This window comes from Chromobacterium sp. FG22, assembly GCF_057809415.1.
In genome coordinates this window covers 53,414-78,926 of sequence record NZ_JBMDJX010000020.1, presented here as the reverse complement: position 1 = coordinate 78,926, position 25,513 = coordinate 53,414, and the positions used below count along the sequence as shown (strand labels likewise).

Sequence of the window (25,513 nt, the reverse complement as noted above, 5' to 3'; positions counted from 1 at the left end):
CGGTCGGTCAATGCGAAGACTTCTGGATTTCCTTGATGGCGTCGGAAAACTCGGACACATCCTGAAAGCTGCGGTACACCGAGGCGAAACGCACATAAGCCACTTTGTCCAGGCGCGCCAGTTCGTTCATCACCATTTCGCCGATCTCGCGGCTGGAGACTTCGCGCTCGCCCAATTGCAGCAGCTTGTGACAGATGCGGTCTATCGCTTCGTCCACCAAGGCGGTGGGCACCGGGCGCTTGTGCAGCGCGCGCAGGAAGCTGGTGCGCACTTTCTCGATGTCGAATTCCGAACGGTGGCCGGCGGTTTTCACCACCTGCGGCATGCGCACGTCGGCGGTTTCAAAGGTCGTGAAACGCTTCTCGCACACCGGGCAGCGCCGCCGCCGCCGGATGCTGCTGCCGTCCTCACTGACGCGGGAGTCGATTACCTGAGTATCGGCATTGCCGCAGAACGCGCATTTCATGACTTAATCCTAAGGGTTCCAATGTAGGGATGTTATCAGCAATGCGCAGTCAAGTTAATGCCGCTATCGCCCGCCCATGAAAAAGACGCCCCTGGGGGCGTCTTTCAGCGGCCGAGACCAGCTTGGCTTATTTGGAGTACACCGGGAAACGATGGCACAGCGCGGTGGCTTGCTCGGCCACGCGGGCGATCAGCGCGTCGTCGTTCGGGTTGTCCAGCACGTCCGCCACCAGATTGGCCACCTGGATGGCTTCGGCTTCCTTGAAGCCGCGGGTGGTGATGGCCGGGGAGCCGATGCGGATGCCGGAGGTCACGAACGGGGTTTCCGGGTCGTTCGGAATCGCGTTCTTGTTCACGGTGATGTGGGCGCGGCCCAGCAGCGCGTCGGCCGCCTTGCCGGTCAGGCCCTTGGCGCGCAGGTCCACCAGGAACACATGGCTCTCGGTGCGGCCGGATACGATGCGCACGCCGCGCTCGCCCAGGGTCTTGGCCATGATGGAGGCGTTCTTCAGCACTTGTTCCTGATACACCTTGAACTCGGGCAGCAGCGCTTCCTTGAAGGCCACGGCCTTGGCGGCGATCACGTGCTCCAGCGGGCCGCCTTGCAGGGTCGGGAACACATTGCTGTTGATGCTCTTCTCGAACTCGGCCTTGGCCAGGATGATGCCGCCGCGCGGACCGCGCAGGGTCTTGTGGGTGGTCGAGGTCACGAAGTCGGCGAACGGCACCGGGTTCGGGTAAACGCCGGCGGCGATCAGACCGGCGTAATGCGCCATGTCCACCATGAAGTAAGCGCCGCATTTCTTGGCGATCTGACCCATGCGCTCGAAATCGAAACGCAGCGCGTAAGCGGAAGCGCCGCCGATGATCAGCTTGGGCTTGGTTTCCATCGCTACGCGTTCCATGTCGTCGTAGTCGATTTCTTCCTTGTCGTTCAGACCGTAGGCGACGATGTTGAACATCTTGCCGGACAGGTTGGCCGGGGAGCCGTGGGTCAGGTGACCGCCGTGGCCCAGGTTCATGCCCATCACGGTGTCGCCCGGCTTCAGGATGGAGAAGTACACCGCCTGGTTGGCCTGGCTGCCGGAGTGCGGCTGCACGTTGGCGTATTCCGCGCCGAACAGCTGCTTGACGCGGTCGATGGCGAGCTGTTCCACCACGTCCACGTGTTCGCAACCGCCGTAGAAGCGCTTGCCCGGGTAGCCTTCGGCGTACTTATTGGTCAGTTGGGAGCCCTGGGCTTCCATCACCGCGGGGCTGGTGTAGTTTTCCGAGGCGATCAACTCGATGTGATCTTCCTGGCGTTGACACTCGGCCGCAATGGCGGCGGCGAGTTCGGGGTCGAATTTGGCAATCGTCTGGTCAGCAGCGAACATCTTTGACTCATCCATCAAAGGGTTAACGATGCGGGCATTCTACACGAAATGCCGGAGCGAAATCCTTAACGTGAAGCAATTGCGAGAGGCAACGACAAGCCCCTGCGCGCCACTTCCATCGCCCCCACACCCCACCGGTAAAGGGACAAAGCCACAGCGATTTGCAGCCCAGCATTGGATAAAGCAACAATGCCAAGCGCCCATGGATCGCTTTGCAAGGGCTACGACCTTGCTTGCATCTCACTCTTGTGGCAAGCGCCCTCTTCCAATGGTTCGTCTCAGTGGAGAAAGATGAATGTTTTGGCTGGAGCAAAACCAAGCCATGCCCACGGAGTGGTTCGCAGGTGCGCCCACGCCGGATCAGCGCTCCGCGTGGGTGGGGAATATCTACCGTGTCCCCTTAGCCCATCATGCCGATGGCTTCTTCGAAGTCGTGCCATTTGTTTTTAGCGCCTACCGCTACCTAATGTATTTTGCCAGCCTGGCGGGAGAAGTGCCTGGAGACGATGAGCAGGAGGTACGTGACTTTATCCGGACTTGGGCGCATGACTTTGAACCCGATATGCGCACAAGCCGGTTGGTAAAGTTCATGCGAGCCGACGCTATCAGCCGCGACCATATCTACGAGCCGGCCTCATGGCGCCTGGACAACCCCCGCCAAATTTTCAGTTTTGGGCAACATTTACTTGAAATTGTTGTCTACCATAGTCGGCTTGTATCTGAAACAAGGCAGTACTTTTACAAGCCGGCTCCGGGGCTTGGCAGGTTCTATGATAGAGTTTGTCACTGTAATCACCTGCTCATACAAGAACTGGGTTTTAGCGCCATCCACAACGCGGGGCTTGAGGATACGGGGTATATCGGCTATGAAAAACAGCGTTAAATCACCCAATGCCAAGAAGCGGGTCTATGTGTCCCAGAGCACCGCCCACAGCTTGGCTAAGCTAAGCCATGATCTCGGTGAGGCTTGTTCCAAAGGAACTGTAGTCAAGGTGGAATCCAACCCACCATCATCGAAGAAACCGCCAACGCGCAAACTGCGCGTGGTTTGAAAAAAGCGCCGGACACCCGGCGCTTTGTCTTTCATTCCCTCACTCTCGGCTATCCACCAGAATCAGCTCGGCGTCTTCGCTGGCGACGATGCGCAACAGCGCTTCATCCTTAATCGCCGCACCGTCGCGGGCTTGCAGCGCCACGCCGTTGACTTCCGCCCGGCCGCGGGCCAACACCAGGTAGCCGCGGCGCTCCGCGCCCAGCGGATAGTCCGCGCTTTCGCCGGCTTTGAGGGTGGCGCCCAACACGCGGGCATCGGCGCGGATGGGCAAGGCCTGATCGTCGCCGTCCATGCCGCTGGCCAGCGCGACGAAGGCGCCGGAGCGGTCCGCCTTGGGAAAGGGCTTGCTGCCCCAGGACGGGTCCCCGCCGCGCCGCTCCGGCATGATCCAGATCTGGAAGATGCGGGTGTCGACGGCTTCCAGATTGTATTCGGAATGCACGATGCCGCGGCCGGCACTCATCACTTGCACGTCGCCGGCCTCGGTGCGACCCTGGTTGCCCAGATTGTCGCGGTGGCTGATCGCGCCTTCGCGGACATAGGTGACGATTTCCATGTCCGCGTGCGGATGCGGCGGGAAGCCGGTGCCCGGCGCGATGACGTCGTCGTTCCACACTCGCAGCGCGCCCCAGTGCATGCGCGCCGGGTCGTGGTATTCGGCAAAGGAGAAATGGTGCTTGGCGTCCAGCCAGCCATGATGGGCGCCGCCCAAGGCGGCGAAGGGACGATGCTCGATCATATGGTCCTCCGATATTGTGGCGAGGCGCCGCCTGCGCGGCGACGCGTCCGATGCAGCCACTATACGCAGCGGGCCAGGGGCTGATAAGCCGAGGGATCGAATAACATTCTTTCCATTTTTGATGCAATCAATGCGATATAGCGCTTTTTAAACGCTAAAATTGGAATCCATCCACTCAGCCCCTGCTCTAGCCATGAAACGACTGCCCGATCTGGAAGCCTGGGCGATTTTCGCCAAGGTGGCGGAATGCGGCTCCTTCGCGCGCGCCGCCGCGGAGCTGACGCTGTCCCAGGCCACGGTGTCCAAGGCGATTTCCCGCCTGGAAGCCCGGATGAAAACCATGCTGTTGCACCGCAGCTCGCGGCGGCTGTCCTTGACCGAGGCCGGCCACGCCGCGCTGGAGCGGGCCAGCCGCATCCTGGCGGAAGGCGAGGCGGTGGAGGCCGACATCGCCGAGCAATCCTCCAGCTTGCGCGGGCCGGTGCGGGTGACTGCGCCGATGTCCTTCGGGCTGTCTCATTTGGCGCCGCTGCTGCCGGAATTCATGGCGCGGCATCCGGAAGTGGAGCTGGATTTCCATTTCAGCGACGAGCAAGTGGACCTGGTGGCCAAGCGCCTGGACCTGGCGCTGCGCATCGCCTCGCTGGCCGATTCCAGCCTGCTGGCCCGCCGCCTGTGCTCAGTGCGCATTCTGTTGGTGGGCTCGCCGGCGTATTTCGCGCGCCACGGCCGGCCCAACCATCCCCGCGAGCTGTCCGCGCATCGCGCGCTGTTGTACAGCAACGCGCCCGGCGGCGAGTTCTGGCGCTTCCGCCACGCGGAGCAAGGCGAATTCGCGCTGGAAATGCCTTCGACGCTGCGGGTCAACAACGCCGAGGCGCTGACGCCGGCGCTGCGCGCCGGCCTGGGCCTGGCCTTGCAGCCGGAGTTTCTGGCCTGGCGGGACTTGCAGGCCGGCGAGCTGGAAACCGTGATGATGGATTGGCAGGTGGACCCGATCGCGCTCTACATCCTGACGCCGCCGGGCCGCAGCCGGCCGGCGCGGGTGCAGGCCTTGATCGACTACCTGGCGGCGCGGCTGGCCGTCGCGCCGTGGGCGGATTGCCGTTAGCGGCTAACGATAAGCGCAATGACAAAGCCCCGCTCGAGGCGGGGCGTGCTCACCGGACAAGGCGGGACGAGGCTTACAAATCGTCGGCGGTGAAGAACAGCGGCACGCCGTCCTTGCTGTCCGGATGCAGCTCCGCCAGCACATGCACTTCGCGCACATGGCATTCCGCCATCAGTTCACGGAAGCTTTCCTCGATCAGCGGTACAGTGTCCAGCGCCGCCAGCGGCCAGACGAAGGCTTCCCAGTTGCGCTCGTCGCCTTCGGCGGACAGGGTGATGTGCAGTTCGCCGTTGTCGTGGGCGGACAGGATGGCCACCGGCTCCTTGTTCAGTTCGCGCAGTCTGCGGATCTGGCTGCTGGCGAACACCTGCATCGCCACCTCAAAGCGAGCGTAGTTGCCGGCCACCATGGCCTGCATCGCCGGCATCGGCGGGCGGGCGATAGGGAACAGCGTCACGCCGTCGGCCTTCAATTGCTCGCCCAGGAACTTCATCAGCGGCATGCCCCAAGCGCCCACCGCGCCGCCCAGGCGCAGCGGCGGCTCCGCGCCTTCCGGCTGGATCGCGACGCCCAGCAGGTAGCGCAGGAACACGCCCTCTTCCTTCACCGTGACCGGCGCCGGCTGTTGCGGCAGCAGCGCGCGCGCATGGGCCGGATCGCGGTTCAGCTTATAGAGCTGGGCGGAGTCCAGCCCCACCACGCTGTCCGGATGCAATAACGCGCCGCCCAGGGCGACGTCGGCGTCGGCGGCGAACACGCCGTGCTCGCGCAGCAATTGATTCAGGCCGGCCGCGTCGGCGATCTCGCCCGGCAGCGTGGTCTGGTTCTTGCTGCCGGCCACCAGCACCAGCGGCATGGCGAAGACGATGGCGCGGCCGCCGCCGGTGTTTTCCACCGCGTCGCGCAGCGCGTCCCACACCAGTTGATAGCATTGCTGAGACGGCACCATGGCCAGCGCCACCGAGATAGACAGCAGTTCGCCGCGCGCCAGCATCTCGGCCATCGCGTCGCGCACCGCGGAGAACCACATTTCCCGATCGGACTCGGTCTTGGCGTTCAACGCCGACTGGGCGTTGTGAATCAGCATATTGGTCAGCGCCACTTGCGGGTGGTACTGGCGCGGATCGGGAAGAGTGTGGCGTACGGCGTCCATGAAGGGGAATCCTGCGGCAATCGGAAAACCGCTATTTTGGCACAGCTGCGACAGCCATGGTGCGCAGCGACAGCGGCGGCATCAGCCGCGATGTACCAGATGCGCGACAGAAAATTATAATTTCACACATTTGCGAAAAACAACATGTTGACACTCGATACCGCAATCTGGATAATTCGTTCTCGTTGAGATGCAGCAATTGCTTCTTGATAGTTTCTCCTCTATTTCTCCTTTGTAGACTTGGCGCGGACCTAACGGTACCGCGCATTTTTTTTGCCTTTTTCCGGCGACGCCCCATGCTAAGCAAACGCTAAGCTTCTGTTAAATCAATAGAATTATTAAAATCCGTGTAGCCAGGGAACTTGCCTACAGGCACCGATCAGCGTCTCCGTTTTCTTCTTCACCCCCATCTCGCCCCTGCCCCGCCCCAGCCGAATCTTAGTCCCAAACAATGCCATTTAGATTTAAACAGACCAAGTATATGATTAATGGCATTAGAACGGATTTCGTTTGTGAAAATTTAGGAAAACAAGCGGGAAGGAACTGTTGGATTCGAAAACAAATGAACAAGACTAAGACGCCGCCGAAAACCGGGAGGCTGGGGAGAGACGGGGCCGCGCCAGTGGAAAGCGGCGGCGGACGAATGAGGAGCAGATGGTTGCTGCGCCCAAAAAAACAATGGGCCGCGCGGCAAAAAACCGCACGGCCCGAATCCTATCCGGAAACCGGTTAAGGAAATATGACAAATATCAACGGCGTTCGACTTGCGTCACGTCGCGCACCGCGCCGGTGTCGGCGCTGGTGGTCATCGCCGCGTAGGCGCGCAAGGCCGGGCTGACCACGCGGTCGCGGCCCAGCGGTTTCCAGGCGTCGCGGCCCTTGGCTTCCATCGCCGCGCGCCGCGCCGCCAGCGTTTCATCGCTGATCGCCAGACGGATGGAGCGGCCGGGGATGTCGATCTCGATGCGGTCGCCCTCTTCCACCAGGCCGATGGCGCCGCCCTCGGCCGCTTCCGGCGACACATGACCGATGGACAGACCGGAAGTGCCGCCGGAGAAGCGGCCGTCGGTCAGCAAGGCGCACTCCTTGCCCAGGCCCTTGGATTTCAGATAGCTGGTGGGATAGAGCATTTCCTGCATGCCCGGGCCGCCCTTGGGGCCTTCGTAGCGGATCACCACCACGTCGCCGGCCACGATGCGGTCGGCCAGGATGGCCTCCACCGCCGCGTCCTGGCTTTCGAAGATGCGGGCGCGGCCGTTGAATTTGAGGATGGAGTCGTCGACGCCGGCGGTTTTGACGATGCAGCCGCGCTCGGCGATATTGCCGGACAGCACGGCCAGGCCGCCGTCCTGGGAGTAAGCGTGCTCGCGGTCGCGGATGCAGCCCTCGGCGCGGTCGTCGTCCACCGTCGGGTAACGCATGGACTGCGAGAAGGCGATGGTGGTGGGCACGCCGCCCGGCGCCGCGCGGTAGAAGCGCCGCGCTTCGCTGTCTTCGCCGTGGCGGCAGATGTCCCAGGCTTCCAACGCTTCGCCCAGCGTGGCGCTGTGCACGGTGGGTACTTCGCGGCGGATCAGGCCGGCGCGGTCCAACTCGGCCAGGATAGCCACCACGCCGCCGGCGCGGTGCACGTCTTCCATATGGTATTTCTGGGTGGCCGGCGCCACCTTGGCCAGACACGGCACCGAGCGCGAGATGCGGTCAATGTCCGCCATCTTGAAATCCACGCCGGCTTCCTGCGCCGCCGCCAGCAGGTGCAGCACGGTATTGGTGGAGCCGCCCATGGCCACGTCCAGGCTCATCGCGTTCTCGAACGCGGCCTTGGAGGCGATGGCGCGCGGCAGCAAGCTGGCGTCGTCCTGTTCGTAATGGCGCTTGGTGATATCCACGATCAGACGGCCGGCGCGCAGGAACAATTCCTTGCGGTCCGCGTGCGTGGCCACCAGGCTGCCGTTGCCGGGCAGGGACAGGCCCAAGGCCTCGGTCAGGCAGTTCATGGAGTTGGCGGTGAACATGCCGGAGCAGGAGCCGCAGGTGGGACAGGCGGAGCGCTCCACGCGCTCGACGTCCTCGTTGGACACCGCGCTGTTGGCGGCTTCCACCATCGCGTCCACCAGGTCCAGCTTGCGGATGTCGTTGCCCCACTGCACCTTGCCCGCTTCCATCGGGCCGCCGGAGACGAACACCACCGGGATGTTCAGACGCATCGCGGCCATCAACATGCCGGGGGTGATTTTGTCGCAGTTGGAGATGCACACCAGCGCGTCCGCGCAGTGGGCGTTGACCATGTATTCCACGCTGTCCGCGATCAGGTCCCGGCTGGGCAGGCTATAGAGCATGCCGCCGTGGCCCATGGCGATGCCATCGTCGATGGCGATGGTGTTGAATTCCTTGGCCACGCCGCCGGCGCGTTCGATTTCCCGCGCCACCAGTTGACCCATATTGTGCAGGTGCACGTGCCCGGGCACGAACTGGGTAAAGCTGTTGGCGATGGCGATGATGGGTTTGCCGAAGTCGTCGTCCTTCATGCCGGTGGCGCGCCACAGGGCGCGGGCACCCGCCATATTGCGGCCGGCGGTGGAAGTGCGGGAGCGGTATTGGGGCATTGCTGATTCCTTAATTTCTACATGAGGGGAAAGGCGCTCCGGGCCTGGCCTGCTTTAAGGCCGGGCCGCCTGGCTCCGGGTGCCGGGGAGCTCAAGGCAAAAATGCGTCGGGCGGCGGGTGGGCCGCGCGACGCGTGGGAACGCTTTCCCATATAATCCGTCCACATTCTTTTACCGCAAACGCACACGGCTGACAAATGATCATTCATCCGCAGTTCGACCCCGTGGCCATCCAGCTGGGCCCGTTGGCCATTCATTGGTACGGCCTGATGTACTTGCTGGGCTTCGCCAGCTTCCTGATCCTGGGCAACTACCGCATCAAGCGCGGCCACGCTTTCCTCACCTCCAAGCTGCTGGACGATCTGCTGATGTACGGCGCCGTCGGCGTGGTGCTGGGCGGCCGCCTGGGCGAGGTGCTGTTCTACCAGCCCGGCTATTATTTTAGTCATCCGCTGGAGATTCTGATGGTGTGGAAAGGCGGCATGTCCTTCCACGGCGGTTTCATCGGTGTGCTGATCGGCGTGGCGCTGTTTGCGCGCAAGCACGGCCGCAGCTTCTGGGAAGTCACCGACTTCATCGCGCCGCTGGTGCCGCTGGGCCTGGCCGCCGGCCGCATCGGCAACTTCATCAACGGCGAGCTGTGGGGGCGGGTGGCCGATCCCCAACTGCCGTGGGCGATGCTGTTTCCGCAGGCCAAGATGGACGATCTGATCCAGGCGCAGCAATCGTCCGACCTGATGGTGACCCTGCTGAAATACGGCGGCCTGCCGCGCCACCCGTCGCAGCTGTACGAGTTCGCGCTGGAAGGCCTGGCGCTGTTCGCGCTGCTGTGGTGCTTCAGCTCCAAGACCCGCGCGCGCGGCCAGGTGTCGGCGCTGTTCCTGATGGGCTACGGCCTGGCGCGCTTCGGCAGTGAATACTTCCGCACCCCGGACGCCGGCATCTTCGGCCAGTCCGACGTGATCAGCATGGGCCAGTGGCTGAGCCTGCCGATGATCGTGATCGGCCTGGCGCTGTTCTACCTGTTCGGCAAGCGCAAGGCGGCCTGAGCCGGGCTAGGCTAGAATGCTTGCTATACGCGGCGGTTTTTAGTCCGCCGCTTCAAGGCCAGTCTTAATGACTGGCCTTTTTGAATCGCCGGCCCGCCGGCGCCAGCCCTTGCGGCTTTTCGTCCGCAATAGAGGAAAACACTGCCATGACCGCCATCAAACTGACGCTGGCCGGCGCGCTGTTGGCCGCCGCCGCCCTGGCCAACGCCGCCCCGACCGTGCTCAAGGTCTCCGCCATCCCGGACGAATCCCCCACCGAGCTGCAGCGCAAGTTCGCGCCGCTGGGCCAATACCTGGAAAAAGAGCTGGGCATCCCGGTGCAGTTCGTGCCGGTGTCGGACTACGCCGGCGTGGTCACCGCGCTGACCTCGGACAAGCTGGACATGGCCTGGCTGGGCGGCTTCACCTATGTGCAGGCCAGCCAGCGCGGCAAGGTGGTGCCGCTGGTGCAGCGCGAGGAGGACAGCAAGTTCACCTCCACCTTCATCACCAGCGGCCCGGCCAAGAGCCTGAAGGAGCTGAAGGGCGACAGCTTCGCCTTCGGTTCCGCCTCCTCCACCTCCGGCCACCTGATGCCGCGCTATTTCATGCAGAAGGACGGCCTCAAGCCGGAAAGCTTCTTCAAGAACGTCGCCTATTCCGGCGCTCACGACGCCACCGTGGCCTGGGTGGCCGCCGGCAAGGTGGAGGCCGGCGTGTTGAACAGCTCGGTGTGGCAGAAGCTGGTGGAAAGCAAGAAGGTGGATACCGCCAAGGTGCGCGTGATCGCCACCACCCCGGCCTACTACGACTACAACTGGACGGTGCGCGGCAGCATGGACAAGGGCTTGCAGGACAAGATCCGCCAGGCCTTCCTCAAGCTGGACGCCAAGAACCCGGATCAGAAAGCCGTGCTGGATCTGCAACGCGCCAGCCGCTTCATCCCCACCAAGCCGGACAACTATAAGGGCATAGAAGCCGCCGCCGCGGCCGCCGGGCTGCTGAAATGAGCCTGGAGCTGCGCGGTGTCGGCCTGAGCCTGGACGGCGCCGTCATCCTGCGCGGCATCAATCTGCAACTTGCCGCCGGCGAACAGGCGGCCCTGATCGGCCCGTCCGGCGCCGGCAAAAGCACCCTGCTCTTGCTGGCCAACACCGGCCTGCGCCCGGACTGCGGCGCGGTCCGGCTGCTGGACGCCGATCCCTGGCGCTTGCCGCGCCGCGCCTTGCGCGCGCTGCGCGCGCGCATAGGCAGCGTCTACCAGACGCCGCCGCTGCCGCCGCGCCAGCGCGTGATCCACGCGGTGGCCGCCGGCCGGCTGGGCCAGGGCGGCGAACTGGCGGCCTTGCGCCGCCTGCTGTGGCCGGACGACGCCGCCGGCGTCGCCGCCGAGCTGGAACGGCTGGGTCTGGCCGACAAACTATGGCAGCGCTGCGATCAGCTGTCCGGCGGACAGCGTCAGCGCGTCGGCATCGCCCGCGCGCTGTACCAGCGGCCAGACCTGATGCTGGCCGACGAGCCGGTGTCGGCGCTGGACCCCAGGCTGGCCGACGACAGCATACGCCTGCTGTGCGAGGACGCCCGCGCCCGCCGCGCCACCCTGCTGGCCAGCCTGCACTCGGTACAGCTGGCGCTGGCGCACTTCCCGCGCATCATCGGCCTGCGCGACGGCGCCGTCGCCTTCGATCTGCCGCGCGAACAAGTCGACGCCCCCCTGCTGGCCGAGCTCTACGCCGGCGAGATGCCCGAGACCGCGGTGGAGCCGGCCGCGCCCGCCGCGCTCAGAGGCTTGCAATGCTGAGACCCGCGCCGCGCGACCCGGCCGCCCGCGCGCGGCTGGGCTGGCTGCTGCTGACCCTGGCCTTGCTGCTGCCGACGCTGCCGCTGACCCAGTTCACGCTGAGCACGCTGTTCAACGGCGACACCTGGCTCAGCCTGGCGCGTTTCGCCGCCGGCTTTCTGCCGCCGGCCCACGACGGCGACTTTCTGAAAGAAGTGGCCAAGGAAACCGCCACCACGCTGGCGGTGGCCAGCGCTGGCCTGTGCCTGGCCATGCTGCTGGGCGCGCCGCTGGCCTTCGCCACCAGCCGCGCGCTGGACGATCACCAGCTCACCGCGGTCCGGCCGCGTCGCACCGTCCTTGCCGCGCAAAGCCTGCTGCGCGGGCTGATGGTGTGGCTGCGCGGCGTGCCGGACATCGTCTGGGCGCTGCTCTTCGTCCGCGCCGCCGGCCTGGGCAGTCTGCCGGCGGTGTTGGCCTTGGGCCTGGCCTACGGCGGCATGCTGGGCAAGGTTTACGCGGAAATTCTGGAATCCCAGCCGCGCGCGCCGGCCCAAGCGCTGGCGGCGGCCGGGGCCAGCCGCTGGCAACGGCTGTGCTGGGCGCTGTGGCCTCAGGCCCTGCCGGAATTGATCAGCTACAGCGTTTACCGCTGGGAATGCGCGATCCGCGCATCGGCGGTGATGGGCTTCGTCGGCGCCGGCGGCATCGGCCAATTGCTGGACAGCAGCCTGAAAATGCTCAACGGCGGCGAGGTCGGCGCCCTGCTCCTGGTCTTCCTGCTGCTGGTGGGCTTGAGCGAAGGCGTCAGCCGCTGGTCGCGGCGCGCGCTGGAGCGCGACGGCGGCGGACGCCGCCTATTGCTGGCCGGCGGCGCGCTGACCGCGTTCAGCCTGTGCTGGCTGTGGCCGGATTGGCGCGCCAACGGCTTTGATTGGCGCGGCCTGCCGCGCTTCGCCATGGAATTCCTGCCGCCGGACCTCTCCGCCCCAAACTTGCGGCCATTGGGACAAGGCGTGGTGGAAACCTTGGCGATGTCGGCGCTGGGCACGGTGCTGGCCGCCTTGCTGGCCATGCCGCTGGCGCTGCCCGCCGCCGGCCGGCTGGGCGCAGCCGCCAAGCACACGACGCGGCTGTTGCTGAATATGCTGCGCGGCATTCCGGATCTGCTGTGGGCGGCGCTGGCGGTATTGGCGCTGGGCCTGGGGCCGGCCGCCGGGGTACTGGCGCTGGCGCTGCACACCGCCGGCGTGTTGGGCCGTCTGTTCGCGGAAACGCTGGAAAACGCGCCGCCGCAAGCGGAACAGACGCTGCTCAACGCCGGCGCGGGCCGCATCGCCGCCTTCTGCTATGGGCCGCTGCCCATGGTGGCCAGCCAATGGCTGGCTTACACCTTGTACCGCTGGGAAAACAATATCCGCATCGCCACCGTGCTCGGCATCGTCGGCGCCGGCGGTCTGGGCCAACAGCTGTATCTGGCGCTGTCGCTGTTCCAACAACAAGCCGCCGCGGCCATCATCCTGGCGATGGTGGCGCTGTCCTGGGGCGTGGAACAGCTGAGCCGCGCGCTGCGCCAGCGCATGGGCTGAAACGAGGAACGGGGCGGCAAGCCTAAGCCTGCCGCCCCGTCGTCTAGCGCCGTCATCCCACGTCTATCGAGCTTCCCTGCACGCGGCCAGGCCGCAGAGAAACATCGCCAGCGCGGCGAAAGCCAGCCCCTTGGCCAAGACGAACGGCCACGCCGCCGAACCGGCGTCCGCCAACGCCATGCCCAGCAAAGCCACCGCGCAAGCGGCCGCGGCCATGCACAAGGAGCCGAGATACCATCCTTTCTTGCTCATCACGTTTCTCCTCTTCCCACACATCGAATCTTCTTATTGTTCCAGCCTGCCTCGCCAGGCGACGTCCACGAACGTCGCCCGTTCAGATTGCCAGCCATGGCCGGCTGCCGCAATAGGCCGTCTCCCCCAAGCCCGCCAAGGGGCGGACGGCGGCGTCTCAGCCCTCCTGCTCCGCCGGCGCGGCGGGCAGCGTTTTTTGCTTCAAGTACAACAAGGCTTCGCGGATACGGTCGCGGAAAGCGGCTTTCTCTTCCAGCCACTGTAACGGCCGACCAACGGCGATGTCGACGAAGAAGGGCACCGGCAGCCATTGACCGCGCCCCATCGCCCGGCCCAGGCCGTGCAGATAGACCGGCACCACCGGCACCTCGGGGAAATCCCGGCTCAGATACCAGATGCCGGACTTGATCTCGGACAACACCTCGGGCTCGCCGCGCGAGCCTTCCGGAAACAGGATCAGGATACGGCCCTGGCGCAGCGCCTCGCGGCAGCCTTCCAGCGGGTCCAGCCCCTTGGCCACGCCTCCGCGCACCACCGGGATGATGCCCACCACCTGGGTGGCGAACCAGGCGAACAGGCGGTTTTTCAGGAAGTAATCCGCCGCTGCCGCCGGCTGCACCTCGGGGATGCGGCCCAGCGGAAACAGGCTGTACAGCGCCAGGATGTCCAGGTGGCTGTTGTGGTTGGCCACCACGATGGCCGGGCCGCGCAAGGGCAGCCGTTCCTGGTGGCGCACCGTCACCCCCAGCCACAGACGCACCACCGGCCGGGCCAGCAGCAGTACGAACAGAATGCGCAGCAATCGGCTCATCATCGGCTCAGAAGTACAAGTAATGGACATAGTGGAAGAACAGCGGCGCGGTATAGGTCAGCGAATCCAGCCGGTCCAGCACCCCGCCGTGGCCGGGCAGCAGGCGGCCGGAGTCCTTGACCCCGATGTCGCGCTTCACCGCGGAAATCACGATGTCGCCGATAAAGCCCATCACCCCGATCAGCAGGCCGGCCAGCGCCGCGTGCAGCGGCGAGAACGGCGTCAGCAGCGGCCCCAGCAACCAGCCCAGCAGGCAGGTGGTCAGCGCGCCGCCGAGGAAACCCTCCAGCGTCTTGTTGGGCGACACCTTGGGCGCCACCTTGCGCCGGCCGAAGGCCTTGCCCCACAGGTATTGCGCCACGTCGTTGAGCTGGGTCAGCGCCACCAGGTAGAACAGCAGCATCGCGCCCTGGGCCGGTTCGCCGATATGGGTCAGCTGGGGCAGGGTCAGCACCGCGGCCATATGGCTCAGGCAGAACACGCAAATCATCAAGCCCCATTGCAGCGAGGCGGCGGCCTTGAGAAAGCCCTGGGTCTCGCCGATCAGCACCATACGCATCGGCAGGAACAGGAAGATGTAGACCGGGATGAAAATGATGAACATGCCGTACCAGTGAACGCCCAGCCAGTAATACTGCAGCGGGATGCTCAGATAGGCCCAGAACAGCACCACATGATCGGCGGTGCGGGTGGCGCACAGCGTCAGGTATTCCTTCAACGCCAGGAAGCTGATCAGCGCGAACACCACCAGCGCCAGCGGCACATTGCCCAGCAAGGTCAGCGAGAAGCAGGCAACTATCCACCACCAAGTGCGGATGCGCAGCTTCAATTCCAGCCAGTTCTTCTGCGGCGAGCGGCTCTCCAGCACGCGGATGGCGACGCTGGCGATCACCAGCAGCGCGAATACGGCGCCCAGCGCCCAGATCAATGCTTGCGGCAACAGCGGTTTAAACATCTTCGCCCTCTTTCAAAATGGCCCGCGCCCGGTTGACGCAGGTCAGCGCCATCAAGGCGGCGCTCAATCCAAACACCCAGCCGCCCCAGGCCGCCGCCTGCGGCCACAGGCCCAGCAGCAGCGCGTAGGCGCCGTAAACAAAGGCGCGGTCGCTCTTGCCCATCGGCCCGTCGTAGCGCCGGCTCGCGCCAAGGCTAGGGCCCAGCACGCCGACGAACTCGGTCAGCAGCGCCAACGACACCGCCAGCACCGCCCAGGCAGGCTGGGCCAGCAGCAGGGCGAAGGGCAGATAGAGCGCCGCGTCGGACACCACGTCGCCCACCTCGTTGAGAATGCCGCCCAGCCGCGACTTCTGGCCGTGCTCGCGCGCCAGCATGCCGTCGATGGCGTTCAAGGCCATGCGCAGGAACAGGAAGACGGGCAGCAGCAGCCAGGGCAAGGCCTGATCCGGCCGGCAGGCCAGCCAGCCGCCGTAGGCGATGGAGGCCAGCATGGCGCCGAGCGTGACGTGGTTGGCGGTGACGCCAAGGGAAACCAGGCCGCGCAGCAAGGGGCGCAGCAGGTCCTGAAAACGGGATTTGAGTTGATAGATGCTGGGCATTTCGGCTTCGGCTCGTCTGCTTCGTCCCGACGCGCTTTCGCGCCAGTCATCACAGTCGTCAAGAAAAGTTGCAAATCCGTCGACGCGTCCGCCAATGGGGAACGCACGGAAAACGCGATTATGCCGATTGCAGAAAAGCGCGGCAAAGGAAATTGTTTGGCAATCCTACCTCGAACAAAAATACCGGCCCGCCGCCGCCGCGGCCTCAATGCGGACAAGGCATTGTTCCAATGAGGAAAATTACACAATCAAAACAAATTAATATATAAGACTAATTTTTAATAATTTCCAAGAATTTGCAAGATGCCTTAGCATCAGCTCATCGCATGTCATGGGTTTATCCATGGCAGGAAATTTCTCAGAATCACGATGCGCCGGCATCTTCTGAAACCGCGCCGCCAACAGGCGCGATCGAAACCCGCGGCGCGTCTTCAGACTAGGGGCATCATCATGAAACACGCCATCGCATTGGCCATCGCCTTGAGCGCCACCGCCACCGCCGCCTGGGCCGACCGTCTGGACGACATCAAGAAAGCCGGCGTGCTGCGCGTCGCCGCCTTCGACAGCAACCCGCCCTTCGGCTTCCTCGACGCCAAGACCCGTCAGATTTCCGGCCTGGACGTGGACGTGGCCCAACACATCGCCAAGAAACTGGGCGTAAAACTCAGCCTGATCCCCACCAATCCGGCCAACCGCGTGCCGCTCTTGGTGTCCGGCAAGGCCGATCTGGTGGCCGCCAACTTCACCGTCACCGACGAGCGCAAGAAGCAAGTGGCGTTCAGCCTGCCCTACTTCGCCTCCGGCCAGCAGTTCATCGCCCGCAAGGGGTCGCTGCAAAAGCCGGAACAACTGGCCGGCCTGCGCGTGGGCGTGGACAAGGGCACCACCCAGGAAGTGAATCTGCGCGACAAATACCCGAAAACCACCGTGGTGGCTTACGACGACACCCCGCTGGCCTTCACCGCGCTGCGCAACGGCAACGTCCAGGCCATCAGCCAGGACGGCTCCAAGCTGGCCGCCTTGCTGGCCAATGCGCCGGACAAGGCCAAGTTCGAACTGGCGCCGTTCACCCTGACCCGCGAATACCAGGCCATCGGCCTGCCCAAGGGCGAGGCGCGTCTGCTGAAAGCGGTGAACGACAGCCTGCTGGAACTGGAAAAATCCGGCCAGGCCGCCAAGATCTACAATCAGTGGTTCGGCCCGGCCACCAAGGCGCCGCTGCCTAGGGACTTCAAGATCGGCGAAGCCAGCTAAGACCCGCTAACAAAACCCCTGATCCTGCGTTGCGCCTCCTTGTCGTACCACTTGTACTGCCTGCGTCGGCGCGCCTTGGCTCAGGTTCTCTGCGAGGTTTTGTTAGCGGCTCTAAGAACCTATTTACGATCTGCTGCGCGTCGGCGATACGGCGTTGAAAATGCTTTCAGAATGCTCATGTACCACCTGGGCATTCCGCTTCTTCAACCGTTTTCACCTGCTCTCGCCTTAGCTCGCGAGATCGTAAACACGTTCCAAGACCCGCGTTTTCCCATCCGTATCCCCAGCCGCCGGGCGCGCCCGGCGGTTTCGCCATTTCAGACGCCGCCGGCGCTGAAAGGCGGAGCGCAATCGCAATACAGGACAGCAAGCAATGAATCCCCCCTCCTGGCTCGGCCACCACTGGCTGGAGCCCCACTACCTGGGCTGGCTGCTCAAGGGCGCGCTGCTCACCGGCTGGCTGGCCCTGCTGGTCTGCGCCGCCGCCACCGCGCTCGGCATGCTGCTGACCGCGGCGCTGGAGTCGCGCTGGCGCGCGCTCGGCCGCGGCGTCGGCCTCTGGGTCAGCTTGCACCGCAACACTCCGCTGATGGTGCAATTGCTGCTGTGGTATTTCGGCGTGGCCGGCCTGCTGCCTGAAGCCGCCATGCTGTGGCTGAACACCCCGCGCAGCCTGCCCTTGCCGGGCGGTCTGGCCTTGCCGTGGCCGTCCTTCGAATTCCTGGCCGCGCTGGTGGGCCTGACCCTGTACAGCGCCAGCTTCATCTGCGGCGAACTGCAGGCCGGGCTGCGCGGCGTCGCCGCCGGCCAGCGCCAGGCCGCGCGCGCGCTGGGCATGAACGGCTGGCAGGAATTCCGCTGGGTGGTGCTGCCGCAGGCCTGGGCGCTGGCGCGCCGGCCCTTGGTCGGCCAATACACCGCGGTGGTGAAGAACACCTCCTTGGCGATGGCCATAGGCGTGGCCGAGCTGTCCTACACCTCGCGTCAGGTGGAAACCGAAACCCTGCTCGCCTTCCAGGCCTTCGCCGTCGCCACCGCCGCCTATCTGCTGCTGGTGTTGCTGACCCAGGCGCTGAGCCAGCGCGGCGAGCCGGCATGGAGGGCGCCGCGATGATGCCGCCGGTGATTCAGGACAATCTCGATTATCTGCTGTGGGGCAATCTGGCCAACGGCGAGCCCGGCGGCCTGCTGCTGACCCTGGCCATCAGCGCCGCCGCCGGCGTGCTGGCCAGCCTGCTGGGCCTGGCCGGCGGCATCGCCCTGGTGATGGGCGGGCCCGGCCCGCGCCGCGCGCTGGGCGCGCTGGTGGCGCTGCTGCGCGCCATCCCGGTGCTGATGCTTATCTTCTGGTGCTATTTCCTACTGCCCATCCTGTTCGGCGTGGACATCCCCGGCGTGCTCACCGTGGTGCTGGCGCTGGCGCTGATCAACGCCGCCTATCTGAGCCAGTCGGTGCAGGCCGGCATCGCCGCCATCGGCCCCGGCCAATGGGCGGCCGGACTGTCTCTGGGGCTGGACCGCTGGCAGACGCTGCGGCTGATCGTGCTGCCGCAGGCGCTGCGCATGATGCTGCCCTCCTTCGTCAATCAGTGGATCACCCTGATCAAGGACAGCTCGCTGGCCTATGTGGTGGGCGTAGCCGAATTCACCTTCGTCGCCACCCAGGTCAACAACCGCGAGCAGGTCTACCCGCTGGAGATTTTCGCCTTCATCGCGCTGGCTTATTTCCTGGTCTGCGGCGGCCTGCAGTTGCTGGGCCGCTGGAGCGACAAGCGCTGGAGCCTGCCGGCCCGGGCCTGAGCCCGGGGAAAACCGCCCCGGCGCTGGAGCCTATCTCATCGAGCAGAACAGCGTAGGAGCCGGAGTCCTGTAGCGCGGGGCTCCGGCTTTTGGATTTGAACTGGATGCGCTCCGGCGGGAAACGCGGCGAGCAAGCGCTTGATCCGCGTCAAGCCGCCTCGCAACAGCCCGTGCGTCCGCCGGGCCGCCGGGCGTAGCCTGTTTCGGTCTCGGACAATCAGGATCATCATCATGCACTTGCCGCTACGCTTCGCCATCGTTTCCGCCTTCGCCGCCCTGCACCTCAGCCCGCCCGCTCACGCCATGCCGGCCGCGCCGGACTACATCGACGACAGCCAATACCTGTCCGCCGCGCGCCAGCGGGTGTTGCCGCCGGACATCCCCTGGCAGGGCGACAGCCAGCGCTTCGCCGCCAAGGCGGACGACGCCTGGGCCACCCCGCTGGAAGCCAGCGGCTTCAAGCACACGCCGGCCTATCCGGAAACCATCGCCTATCTGAACCGGCTGGCCGCGGCCAAGCCGGCGCTGCTCAAGCTCAGCCCGATGGCGGAGAAAACCGACCAGGGCCGCGACATGATGATGGCGGTGGTGTCCGCCGCCGCCGATAAATCGCCGCAGGGCCTGCGCGCCAGCGGCAAGCCGCTGATCTATGTGCAAGCCGGCATCCACCCCGGCGAAGCCAACGGCAAGGACGCCGGACTGATGCTGATCCGCGACCTGCTGATCCGCGACGACGCGCTGCTGTCCAAGGTCAACCTGCTCTTCGTTCCCACCGTCAACGTGGACGGCGACATGCGCTACGGCAAATACGGCCGCATCAACCAGAACGGGCCGGAACAGACCGGCTGGCGCGTCAACGGCCGTAACCTCAATCTGAACCGCGACTTCACCAAGCTGGACAGCCCGGAAATCCGCAATGTGGCGCGCGCGCTCAACGACTACCAGCCGGACTTCTTCATCGACACCCACAGCACCGACGGCGTCAACTACCAATACGACGTCACTTATTGCAATAACGGCCAGGGCTGGTCGCCCGCGTCCAGCCGCTGGATGGATCAGGTGATGACGCCCGAAGTCTACCGCGAGCTGCGCCGCTACGGCCACGAGCCCAATGTCTGCATTTCGATGAACGACAACGAGAACCCCGACAAGGGCTATTACCCGTATTACAGCGACCTGGCGCGCTTCTCCAACCAATACGCGGACGCGCGCGGCATCCCCGCCATCCTGGTGGAACTGCACGCGCTCAAGCCCTACAAGCAGCAAGTGCTGGGCAACTACGTGCTCTACCGCGCCATCTTCGACAGCGTGTCCCGCCATTACGACGGCCTGCGCGCCGCCATCGCCAAGGACCGCGCCGCGCGGCCGGACCCGGTGACGCTGACCTGGAAGGAGGCCGAGGGCAAGCCCAAGCTGGTGGACTTCAAGGGCGTCAAATTCGACAAAGTGCCCTCCCCCGTCACCGGCGACAAAATCATGCGCTGGAGCAATCAGCCGCGCGACTACCGCCTGCCCATCACCCCGCTGACCGTGCCGGACCTGATCGCCGCGCGGCCCAAGGCCTATGTGGTGCCGGCGCAATGGCATGAGGTGATCGCCCGCCTGCGCGCCCACGGCATCCAGCTTCGCGAACTGAGCCGGCCGGAAACCCTGGACGTCACCGTCTACCGGCTGGACGACATCAAGCTGGGCACCCCGTTCGAGCCCGATCGCGAATCCGCCGACAAGATCCCCGGCTATGAAGGCCGCTTGCTGATAGACGGCAAGCCCAGCCCGCTGCAGCGCAAAGTCACCTATCCGGCCGGTTCCGTGGTGGTGGACCCGCAACAGCCGCTGGGCACGCTGGCGATGCTGCTGCTGGAGCCCTCCAGCCCGGATTCCTTCCTGCACTGGGGCTTCTTCAACGCCAACCTCACCTCGGCGGAAGCGCCGGAAGCCTATGTGATGGAGCCGATGGCGCGGCGGATGCTGGCGGAAAGCCCGGCCCTGCGCCAGGCCTTCCAGGCCAGGCTCAAGGACCCCAAGTTCGCCAAGGACCGCAACGCCCGGCTCAACTGGTTCTATGAGCAGACCCCGTTCGCCGACAGCAACCGCTTCCTCTACCCGGTAGGCATCGTGCGCTGATCCCGTCCCGCGCAAGCGTCCGCCGGCTTGTCTACAATGAATAGATTAAAGCCGGCCGGACCTCACGGCGCGGGCGCCCACTCAAGGCGGGGCGGGCAGCAGATCGTTTCCATGTTTGCAGCGGCGGACCGGCCAGGCCGGTCAACGGCCGCAACCAGGAGAAACCCATGCACATCAAGATTCTCGGCGCCGCCGCCTGCATCGGCCATCCCGGCCACACCACCAGTTTCCTGATCGACGAGGACACTCTGATAGACTGCGGCACCGGCGTCACCAGCCTGCGCCCGGACGAAATGCTGTCCATCCGTCAGGTGCTGCTCACCCACAGCCACGCCGATCACTGCGGCTGCCTGCCGCTGCTGGCCGACGTCCACGCCAGCCGCCGCGGGCCCGGCCTCACCGTTTACAGCCAGCAGGAAACCCTGGACGCGCTGCGCGCCCACCTGTTCAACGGCGAGCTGTGGCCGGACTACACCCGCCAGCCCAGCGTCGAGCAGCCCTGGCTGCGGCTGCAGGCGGTGGAACCCGGCTACGCGCTGCCGCTGGGCGAAGGCCTGGCCACCGCGCTGCCGGCCAATCACAGCGTGCCGGCGCTGGGCTGGCTGATAGAAGGCAGTTGGCGCGCGCTGGCCTTCAGCGGCGACAGCGGCCCCTGCCCGGCTTTCTGGCAATGGGTGTCCAATGTGCCCTCGCTGACCGACGTGATCTGCGAGCTGACCTACACCGACGAACGCCAGGGCGAGGCCGCGCGCCAAGGCCATATGACGCCCTTGCTGCTGCTGCCCTTCCTGCCGCAGCTGCCGGCCAACACCCATCTGTGGATCAGCCACATCGACCCCGGCTGCCGCGAGCACCTGCTGGAACAGCTGCGCTCGGAATACCCCAACGGCCTGCGCGTCTGCCCGCTGCGCGAAGGCATGGTGATCGAACTGTAGCCGCAGGAGGCCCGCGCCATGCAAGGCTATCAACTCTCTTTCTTCACTCAGCAGGGCCACAGCCACGACGGCCAGCCCTTGGCGGAATGGATACTGCAACAGGCGCGGCGGATGGGCGTCCGCGGCGCCACGCTGTTTGCCGCCAGCGAAGGTTACGGCCGCCACCGCCGGCTGCATTCCGCTCACTTCTTCGAACTGGCGGACCAGCCCGAGGAAGTCACGCTGGCGCTCAGCGCCGACGAGGCCGAACGACTGCTGGCCGCGCTCGCCGCCGCCGGTATCAAGGTGTTTTACGTGAAGACGCCGGTGGAGTTCGGCGTGCTGGGGGAGGAGGAATCGTAAAAACGAAGCGCCAAGGGACGGCGGATAAAACAAACCCGCCGGCGGGAGAGGGAGAAGCTGCGTCGATTCAAGCGCTCAAACGCTCCGGCAGAGGCTGGCGCTCTTCCTTCATATGCTCGTACACGTCTTTCACCAGCGCGACGATGCCATGCAAGGCCTTGTCCTGAGTACTGTCAAGGTGCGACAGCAAGGGAAACTCGTCGCAGAGCCCAACATACTCCTCGTCTTCCGACGACCAGACGACCCGGTACGAGTAGTGTCGATAATCCATCTTACGCTCCTTCAATCTTCTCAATCGCTTTCAGCACCTGCTTAACCTGATAGGCTTTCGCTTTGCCGTGGCCATTGTCTTGAATATTAACCCCTCCCGGCACACCTGGGATCTTGTAGATATGATGGCTGCCCTTAGAGCCTGTTCAAAGTCTCGCGAGCAAGAGCGAGACAAGGCGAAAACGAGCGAAAAAGCGGAATGTACAAGTGGTACATGAGCATTTTGAGTTCGGTTTCAACGCTGTATCGCCGCAGCGCAGCAGACTTTGAACAGGTTCTTAACGCGCCCTTCGCCGAAAAGGGCATCACACACGGCCACAAGTTCATCAAAACTGATATTGCCCGCCGATGTCCTCATTTTCCCTATGGTTTTCTCGACAGTCATCATTGACCTCTGCCAGCCAAGTATAGCTTGATGCTGGCACCCACCCCCTAAACCGTCAAGCCGGCAAGATCATTGAAAAACAATATATTGCCGTCAGCCCGCCGACGTCCACGCCTCTGAAAATCGCAGGTGCTCAGTCAACGCCCCACCATGGAACACAATGAAACAGGGCATGGCTCGCAAGCCATGCCCTGTTCCGCTACGTCGCCGTTTAAGGCTCAGCGCGTCACGTCGAAACCCGCGTCCTCCACCGCCGCCGCCAACTCCTCCGGCGACACGATCTCCGCGTCATACACCACCTTGGCCTGCTTGGCCTCCAGGCTGACCTCGGCCTCGCTGACGCCGGCCATGCCGCTGAGCACGCCGCTAACGCTTTTCACGCAACCCTGGCAGGTCATGCCATCCACTTTCATGATCAATTCGGACATTGCTTTCTCCTGAAAAAATTCAAAACTTCGCTAGCGCCGATGCCGCCTTATTTCCAGCGCCGCAACAACAGCGAATTACTCACCACCGATACCGAACTCATCGCCATCGCCGCGCCGGCGATCACCGGGTTCAACATGCCCAGCGCCGCCAGCGGTATCCCCATCACGTTGTAGATGAAGGCGAACAGCAGATTCTGCCGGATTTTGCGCAGGCTGGCGCGCGACAGCCGGATCGCGTCCACCGCGTGCATCAGGTCGCCGTGCATCAGCGTGATGTCGGCGGCCTCGATCGCCACGTCCGAGCCGGCCCCCATCGCCAGGCTGACGTCGGCGGCGGCCAGCGCCGGCGCGTCGTTGACGCCGTCGCCCATCATCGCCACCTTGAAACCCTGCGCCTGCCAGCGCCGCACCTCCGCCGCCTTGTCCTGCGGCTTCACCTCGGCGCGGTAATCGCGGATGCCCGCTTCCGCGGCGATGCCGGCGGCGGTGGCCGGGTTGTCGCCGGTCAGCATCGCCACCCGTATGCCCATGGCCTGCAACTGCGCCACCGCCTGGGCCGAACTGGGCCGGATGCGGTCGGCGATCGCCAACAGGCCCAGCAGTTCCTCGCCGCGCGCCACCGCCACCACGGTGTTGCCCGCCTGCTGCAGGGGCAAGGCGGCGGACAGCGCCTGCTCGCCCAGCCAGCCGGGCACGCCGGCGCGCACCAGGCCGTGGCCGGCCACCTCCGCCTGCACCCCCTGCCCCACCTGGGCGGCGAAGCCGCTGACCGGCAGCAAGGGCAAGCCCTGCTGCTGCGCCTGCTGCAGGATGGCGCGCGCCAGCGGGTGTTCCGAACCGGCCTCCACGCTGGCGGCCAGTTGCAGCACCAGGTCCGCGTCCGCCGCCAAGGGCAGCACTTGTTTCACTTGCGGCTTGCCCTCGGTCAGCGTGCCGGTCTTGTCCACCAGCAACACCCCCACCTGGCTGGCCAGTTCCAGCGCGGTGGCGTTGCGGAACAGAATGCCGCGCCGCGCGCCGTTGCCCACGCCCACCATCACCGCCGTCGGCGTGGCCAGGCCCAAGGCGCACGGGCAGGCGATCACCAACACCGCCACCGCGTGAATCAGCGCCGCCGACCAGTCCTGCAGCCACAGGCCGGTGACGACGAAGGTCAGCAGGCTGATGCCCACCACCACCGGCACGAATACGCCGGAAATCACGTCCGCCAATTGCTGGATCGGCGCCTTGGAGCCCTGGGCCGCGCTGACCAGACGCACGATCTCGGCCAGTTGGGTGTCGCCGCCCACGCCGGTGGCGCGCACTTTAAGCATGCCGTCCTGATTGCGGGTGGCGGCGTAGACGCTGTCGCCCACCCGCTTGGCCACCGGCAGGCTTTCACCGGTGAGCATGCTTTCGTCCAGCGCCGCCGCGCCGTCCACCACCTCGCCGTCCACCGGCAGGGTTTCGCCGTGGCGCACCACCACCACATCGCCCTGGCGCAGCGCGGTGACCGCCACCTCTTCCACCCGGCCGTCCTCGCGCTCCACGCGAGCGGTCTTGGGCGCCAGCCGGATCAACTCCTCGATCGCCGCCGAAGTCTTGCCCTTGGCGCGCGCCTCCAGCAGCTTGCCCAGCAGCACCAGGGTGATCACCGAGGCGCTGGCTTCAAAATAAACATGCTGGTCTTCCAGCCCCAGCAGCGTCACCGCCGCCGACAACAGCCAGGCCATGCTGGTGCCCAGAGCCACCAGCACGTCCATATTGGCGCCGCCGCCGCGCAGCGCCGCCCAGGCGCCCTTGTAGAAACGCCAGCCAACCACGAACTGCACCGGCGTGGCCAAGGCCAGCTGCCAGTAACGCGGCAGCCAGCCATGGTGGCCGCCGCTGAACATCGCCGCCATTTCAATGACGAAGGGCAGCGTCAACAGAGCGGAAAACGCGAACCACAGCCGCTCGCGTCGGTAGCGGCGCGCATGCTCGGCGGCCAGGGTGTCGTCGCCCGGCCCGGCCTTGGCCGCGGCCTGGTAGCCGGCGCGGCTGACCGCGGCGAGCAGCGCCGCCTCGTCGGCCAGCCCGGCCACGTAATCGACGCGCGCGCTCTCGCTGGCGAAGTTGACCTGGGCGGACACGCCCGGCAACCGGTTCAGCACCTTCTCGATGCGGCCGGCGCAGGCGGCGCAAGTCATGCCCTGGATGTCCAGTTCCGCCTGCCGGCGTGGCACGGCGAAACCGGTCTTGGCGATGGTGTCCACCAAGGTTTGCGGCGGGGTTTTGACCGGGTCGAACGAGACCTTGGCCGATTCGCTGGCGAAGTTGACCGCCGCCTCCACCCCGTCCAGCCGGTTCAACTGTTTTTCAATCCTGGCGGCGCAGGCCGCGCAACTCATGCCCTCAATCGGCAAATCCACGGTGCTTGCTGTCATGATGACCTCCTGAGCCGAATTATATACCCCCATAGGGTATTTGTGGCAAA

25 protein-coding genes are annotated in these 25,513 nt (G+C 65.1%); 13 read left to right on the top strand and 12 right to left on the bottom strand.

Annotation, left to right across the window (positions count from 1 at the left end):
- Positions 1 to 7 precede the first annotated feature (7 nt).
- Complete coding sequence (gene nrdR, locus ACODSD_RS18120; protein WP_019100637.1) at positions 8 to 466, bottom strand: transcriptional regulator NrdR; 459 nt, start codon at positions 464 to 466, stop codon at positions 8 to 10.
- 127 nt (positions 467 to 593) lie between these two features.
- Positions 594 to 1,841 (bottom strand): serine hydroxymethyltransferase, encoded by a 1,248-nt coding sequence (gene glyA / locus ACODSD_RS18115; protein ID WP_019100638.1) that lies wholly within the window; start codon positions 1,839 to 1,841, stop codon positions 594 to 596.
- 295 nt (positions 1,842 to 2,136) lie between these two features.
- Here glyA and ACODSD_RS18110 point away from each other — a divergent pair, with 295 nt between their 5' ends.
- Positions 2,137 to 2,724, top strand: a complete 588-nt coding sequence (locus ACODSD_RS18110) for a hypothetical protein (protein WP_107798465.1) — start codon at positions 2,137 to 2,139, stop codon at positions 2,722 to 2,724.
- Between the two features lie 208 nt (positions 2,725 to 2,932).
- On the opposite strand, the gene ACODSD_RS18105 is transcribed toward ACODSD_RS18110, so the two are convergent.
- Positions 2,933 to 3,634: a pirin family protein gene (locus ACODSD_RS18105; protein ID WP_227104570.1), complete on the bottom strand. Its 702-nt coding sequence runs from the start codon at positions 3,632 to 3,634 to the stop codon at positions 2,933 to 2,935.
- A 193-nt stretch (positions 3,635 to 3,827) separates the two neighbouring features.
- Here ACODSD_RS18105 and ACODSD_RS18100 point away from each other — a divergent pair, with 193 nt between their 5' ends.
- Positions 3,828 to 4,745: a LysR family transcriptional regulator gene (locus ACODSD_RS18100; RefSeq protein WP_488877972.1), complete on the top strand. Its 918-nt coding sequence runs from the start codon at positions 3,828 to 3,830 to the stop codon at positions 4,743 to 4,745.
- Between the two features lie 73 nt (positions 4,746 to 4,818).
- Here the strand turns inward: ACODSD_RS18100 and ACODSD_RS18095 are convergent, their stop codons facing one another.
- A complete protein-coding gene (locus tag ACODSD_RS18095; RefSeq protein ID WP_107798462.1) occupies positions 4,819 to 5,898 on the bottom strand; it encodes a hypothetical protein in 1,080 nt (359 codons plus the stop codon).
- 749 nt (positions 5,899 to 6,647) lie between these two features.
- A complete protein-coding gene (ilvD, locus tag ACODSD_RS18090) occupies positions 6,648 to 8,504 on the bottom strand; it encodes a dihydroxy-acid dehydratase (RefSeq protein WP_227104576.1) in 1,857 nt (618 codons plus the stop codon).
- 197 nt (positions 8,505 to 8,701) lie between these two features.
- Here ilvD and lgt point away from each other — a divergent pair, with 197 nt between their 5' ends.
- The 4 genes from lgt to phnE all read left to right on the top strand — a co-directional run bounded on the left by lgt (position 8,702) and on the right by phnE (position 12,901).
- The gene (gene lgt / locus ACODSD_RS18085) at positions 8,702 to 9,553 is read left to right on the top strand and encodes a prolipoprotein diacylglyceryl transferase (RefSeq protein ID WP_488877971.1); all 852 of its coding nucleotides are present in this window, start codon (positions 8,702 to 8,704) and stop codon (positions 9,551 to 9,553) included.
- 146 nt (positions 9,554 to 9,699) lie between these two features.
- Complete coding sequence (locus tag ACODSD_RS18080; protein ID WP_253314851.1) at positions 9,700 to 10,542, top strand: putative selenate ABC transporter substrate-binding protein; 843 nt, start codon at positions 9,700 to 9,702, stop codon at positions 10,540 to 10,542.
- Positions 10,539 to 11,333, top strand: a complete 795-nt coding sequence (locus tag ACODSD_RS18075) for a phosphonate ABC transporter ATP-binding protein (protein WP_488877970.1) — start codon at positions 10,539 to 10,541, stop codon at positions 11,331 to 11,333. Before ACODSD_RS18080 ends, ACODSD_RS18075 begins: the two co-directional genes overlap by 4 nt.
- Positions 11,327 to 12,901, top strand: coding sequence for a phosphonate ABC transporter, permease protein PhnE (gene phnE / locus ACODSD_RS18070; RefSeq protein ID WP_488877969.1), 1,575 nt, complete (start codon positions 11,327 to 11,329; stop codon positions 12,899 to 12,901). Before ACODSD_RS18075 ends, phnE begins: the two co-directional genes overlap by 7 nt.
- Before the next feature lie 63 nt (positions 12,902 to 12,964).
- Here phnE and ACODSD_RS18065 read toward each other — a convergent pair whose 3' ends face one another.
- The 4 genes from ACODSD_RS18065 to ACODSD_RS18050 form a co-directional block, all read right to left on the bottom strand.
- On the bottom strand, positions 12,965 to 13,153 hold the full coding sequence (locus ACODSD_RS18065; RefSeq protein WP_107798457.1) for a hypothetical protein: 189 nt from the start codon (positions 13,151 to 13,153) through the stop codon (positions 12,965 to 12,967).
- A gap of 157 nt (positions 13,154 to 13,310) precedes the next feature.
- The gene (locus tag ACODSD_RS18060; RefSeq protein ID WP_227104582.1) at positions 13,311 to 13,964 is read right to left on the bottom strand and encodes a lysophospholipid acyltransferase family protein; all 654 of its coding nucleotides are present in this window, start codon (positions 13,962 to 13,964) and stop codon (positions 13,311 to 13,313) included.
- Between the two features lie 7 nt (positions 13,965 to 13,971).
- Entirely contained in the window at positions 13,972 to 14,919 is a 948-nt protein-coding gene (locus ACODSD_RS18055) for a phosphatidate cytidylyltransferase (protein WP_107798455.1), read from the bottom strand.
- On the bottom strand, positions 14,912 to 15,520 hold the full coding sequence (locus ACODSD_RS18050; RefSeq protein WP_488877968.1) for a CDP-alcohol phosphatidyltransferase family protein: 609 nt from the start codon (positions 15,518 to 15,520) through the stop codon (positions 14,912 to 14,914). The genes ACODSD_RS18055 and ACODSD_RS18050 overlap by 8 nt, the downstream gene beginning before the upstream one ends.
- Before the next feature lie 450 nt (positions 15,521 to 15,970).
- Here ACODSD_RS18050 and ACODSD_RS18045 point away from each other — a divergent pair, with 450 nt between their 5' ends.
- From ACODSD_RS18045 to ACODSD_RS18020, 6 genes are all read left to right on the top strand, one after another.
- Positions 15,971 to 16,774, top strand: coding sequence for an ABC transporter substrate-binding protein (locus ACODSD_RS18045; protein WP_107798453.1), 804 nt, complete (start codon positions 15,971 to 15,973; stop codon positions 16,772 to 16,774).
- Positions 16,775 to 17,147: 373 nt separating this feature from the next.
- A complete protein-coding gene (locus ACODSD_RS18040; RefSeq protein WP_253314845.1) occupies positions 17,148 to 17,888 on the top strand; it encodes an ABC transporter permease subunit in 741 nt (246 codons plus the stop codon).
- Entirely contained in the window at positions 17,885 to 18,574 is a 690-nt protein-coding gene (locus ACODSD_RS18035) for an amino acid ABC transporter permease (RefSeq protein ID WP_107801678.1), read from the top strand. The genes ACODSD_RS18040 and ACODSD_RS18035 overlap by 4 nt, the downstream gene beginning before the upstream one ends.
- A gap of 231 nt (positions 18,575 to 18,805) precedes the next feature.
- Positions 18,806 to 20,698 (top strand): M14 family metallopeptidase, encoded by a 1,893-nt coding sequence (locus ACODSD_RS18030; protein WP_488877967.1) that lies wholly within the window; start codon positions 18,806 to 18,808, stop codon positions 20,696 to 20,698.
- A gap of 167 nt (positions 20,699 to 20,865) precedes the next feature.
- Positions 20,866 to 21,633: a 3',5'-cyclic-nucleotide phosphodiesterase gene (locus ACODSD_RS18025; protein WP_107798450.1), complete on the top strand. Its 768-nt coding sequence runs from the start codon at positions 20,866 to 20,868 to the stop codon at positions 21,631 to 21,633.
- An 18-nt stretch (positions 21,634 to 21,651) separates the two neighbouring features.
- Complete coding sequence (locus tag ACODSD_RS18020; RefSeq protein ID WP_227104592.1) at positions 21,652 to 21,975, top strand: DUF190 domain-containing protein; 324 nt, start codon at positions 21,652 to 21,654, stop codon at positions 21,973 to 21,975.
- Positions 21,976 to 22,042: 67 nt separating this feature from the next.
- Here the strand turns inward: ACODSD_RS18020 and ACODSD_RS18015 are convergent, their stop codons facing one another.
- Positions 22,043 to 22,246 (bottom strand): hypothetical protein, encoded by a 204-nt coding sequence (locus tag ACODSD_RS18015; protein WP_048409942.1) that lies wholly within the window; start codon positions 22,244 to 22,246, stop codon positions 22,043 to 22,045.
- 213 nt (positions 22,247 to 22,459) lie between these two features.
- Between ACODSD_RS18015 and ACODSD_RS18010 the strand changes: the two genes are divergently transcribed.
- A complete protein-coding gene (locus ACODSD_RS18010) occupies positions 22,460 to 22,636 on the top strand; it encodes a hypothetical protein (RefSeq protein ID WP_227104594.1) in 177 nt (58 codons plus the stop codon).
- A 212-nt stretch (positions 22,637 to 22,848) separates the two neighbouring features.
- Here ACODSD_RS18010 and ACODSD_RS18005 read toward each other — a convergent pair whose 3' ends face one another.
- Together ACODSD_RS18005 and ACODSD_RS18000 are read right to left on the bottom strand one after the other, a co-directional pair.
- Complete coding sequence (locus tag ACODSD_RS18005; protein WP_019102750.1) at positions 22,849 to 23,058, bottom strand: heavy-metal-associated domain-containing protein; 210 nt, start codon at positions 23,056 to 23,058, stop codon at positions 22,849 to 22,851.
- 47 nt (positions 23,059 to 23,105) lie between these two features.
- Entirely contained in the window at positions 23,106 to 25,463 is a 2,358-nt protein-coding gene (locus tag ACODSD_RS18000) for a heavy metal translocating P-type ATPase (RefSeq protein ID WP_488877966.1), read from the bottom strand.
- Positions 25,464 to 25,513 lie beyond the last annotated feature (50 nt).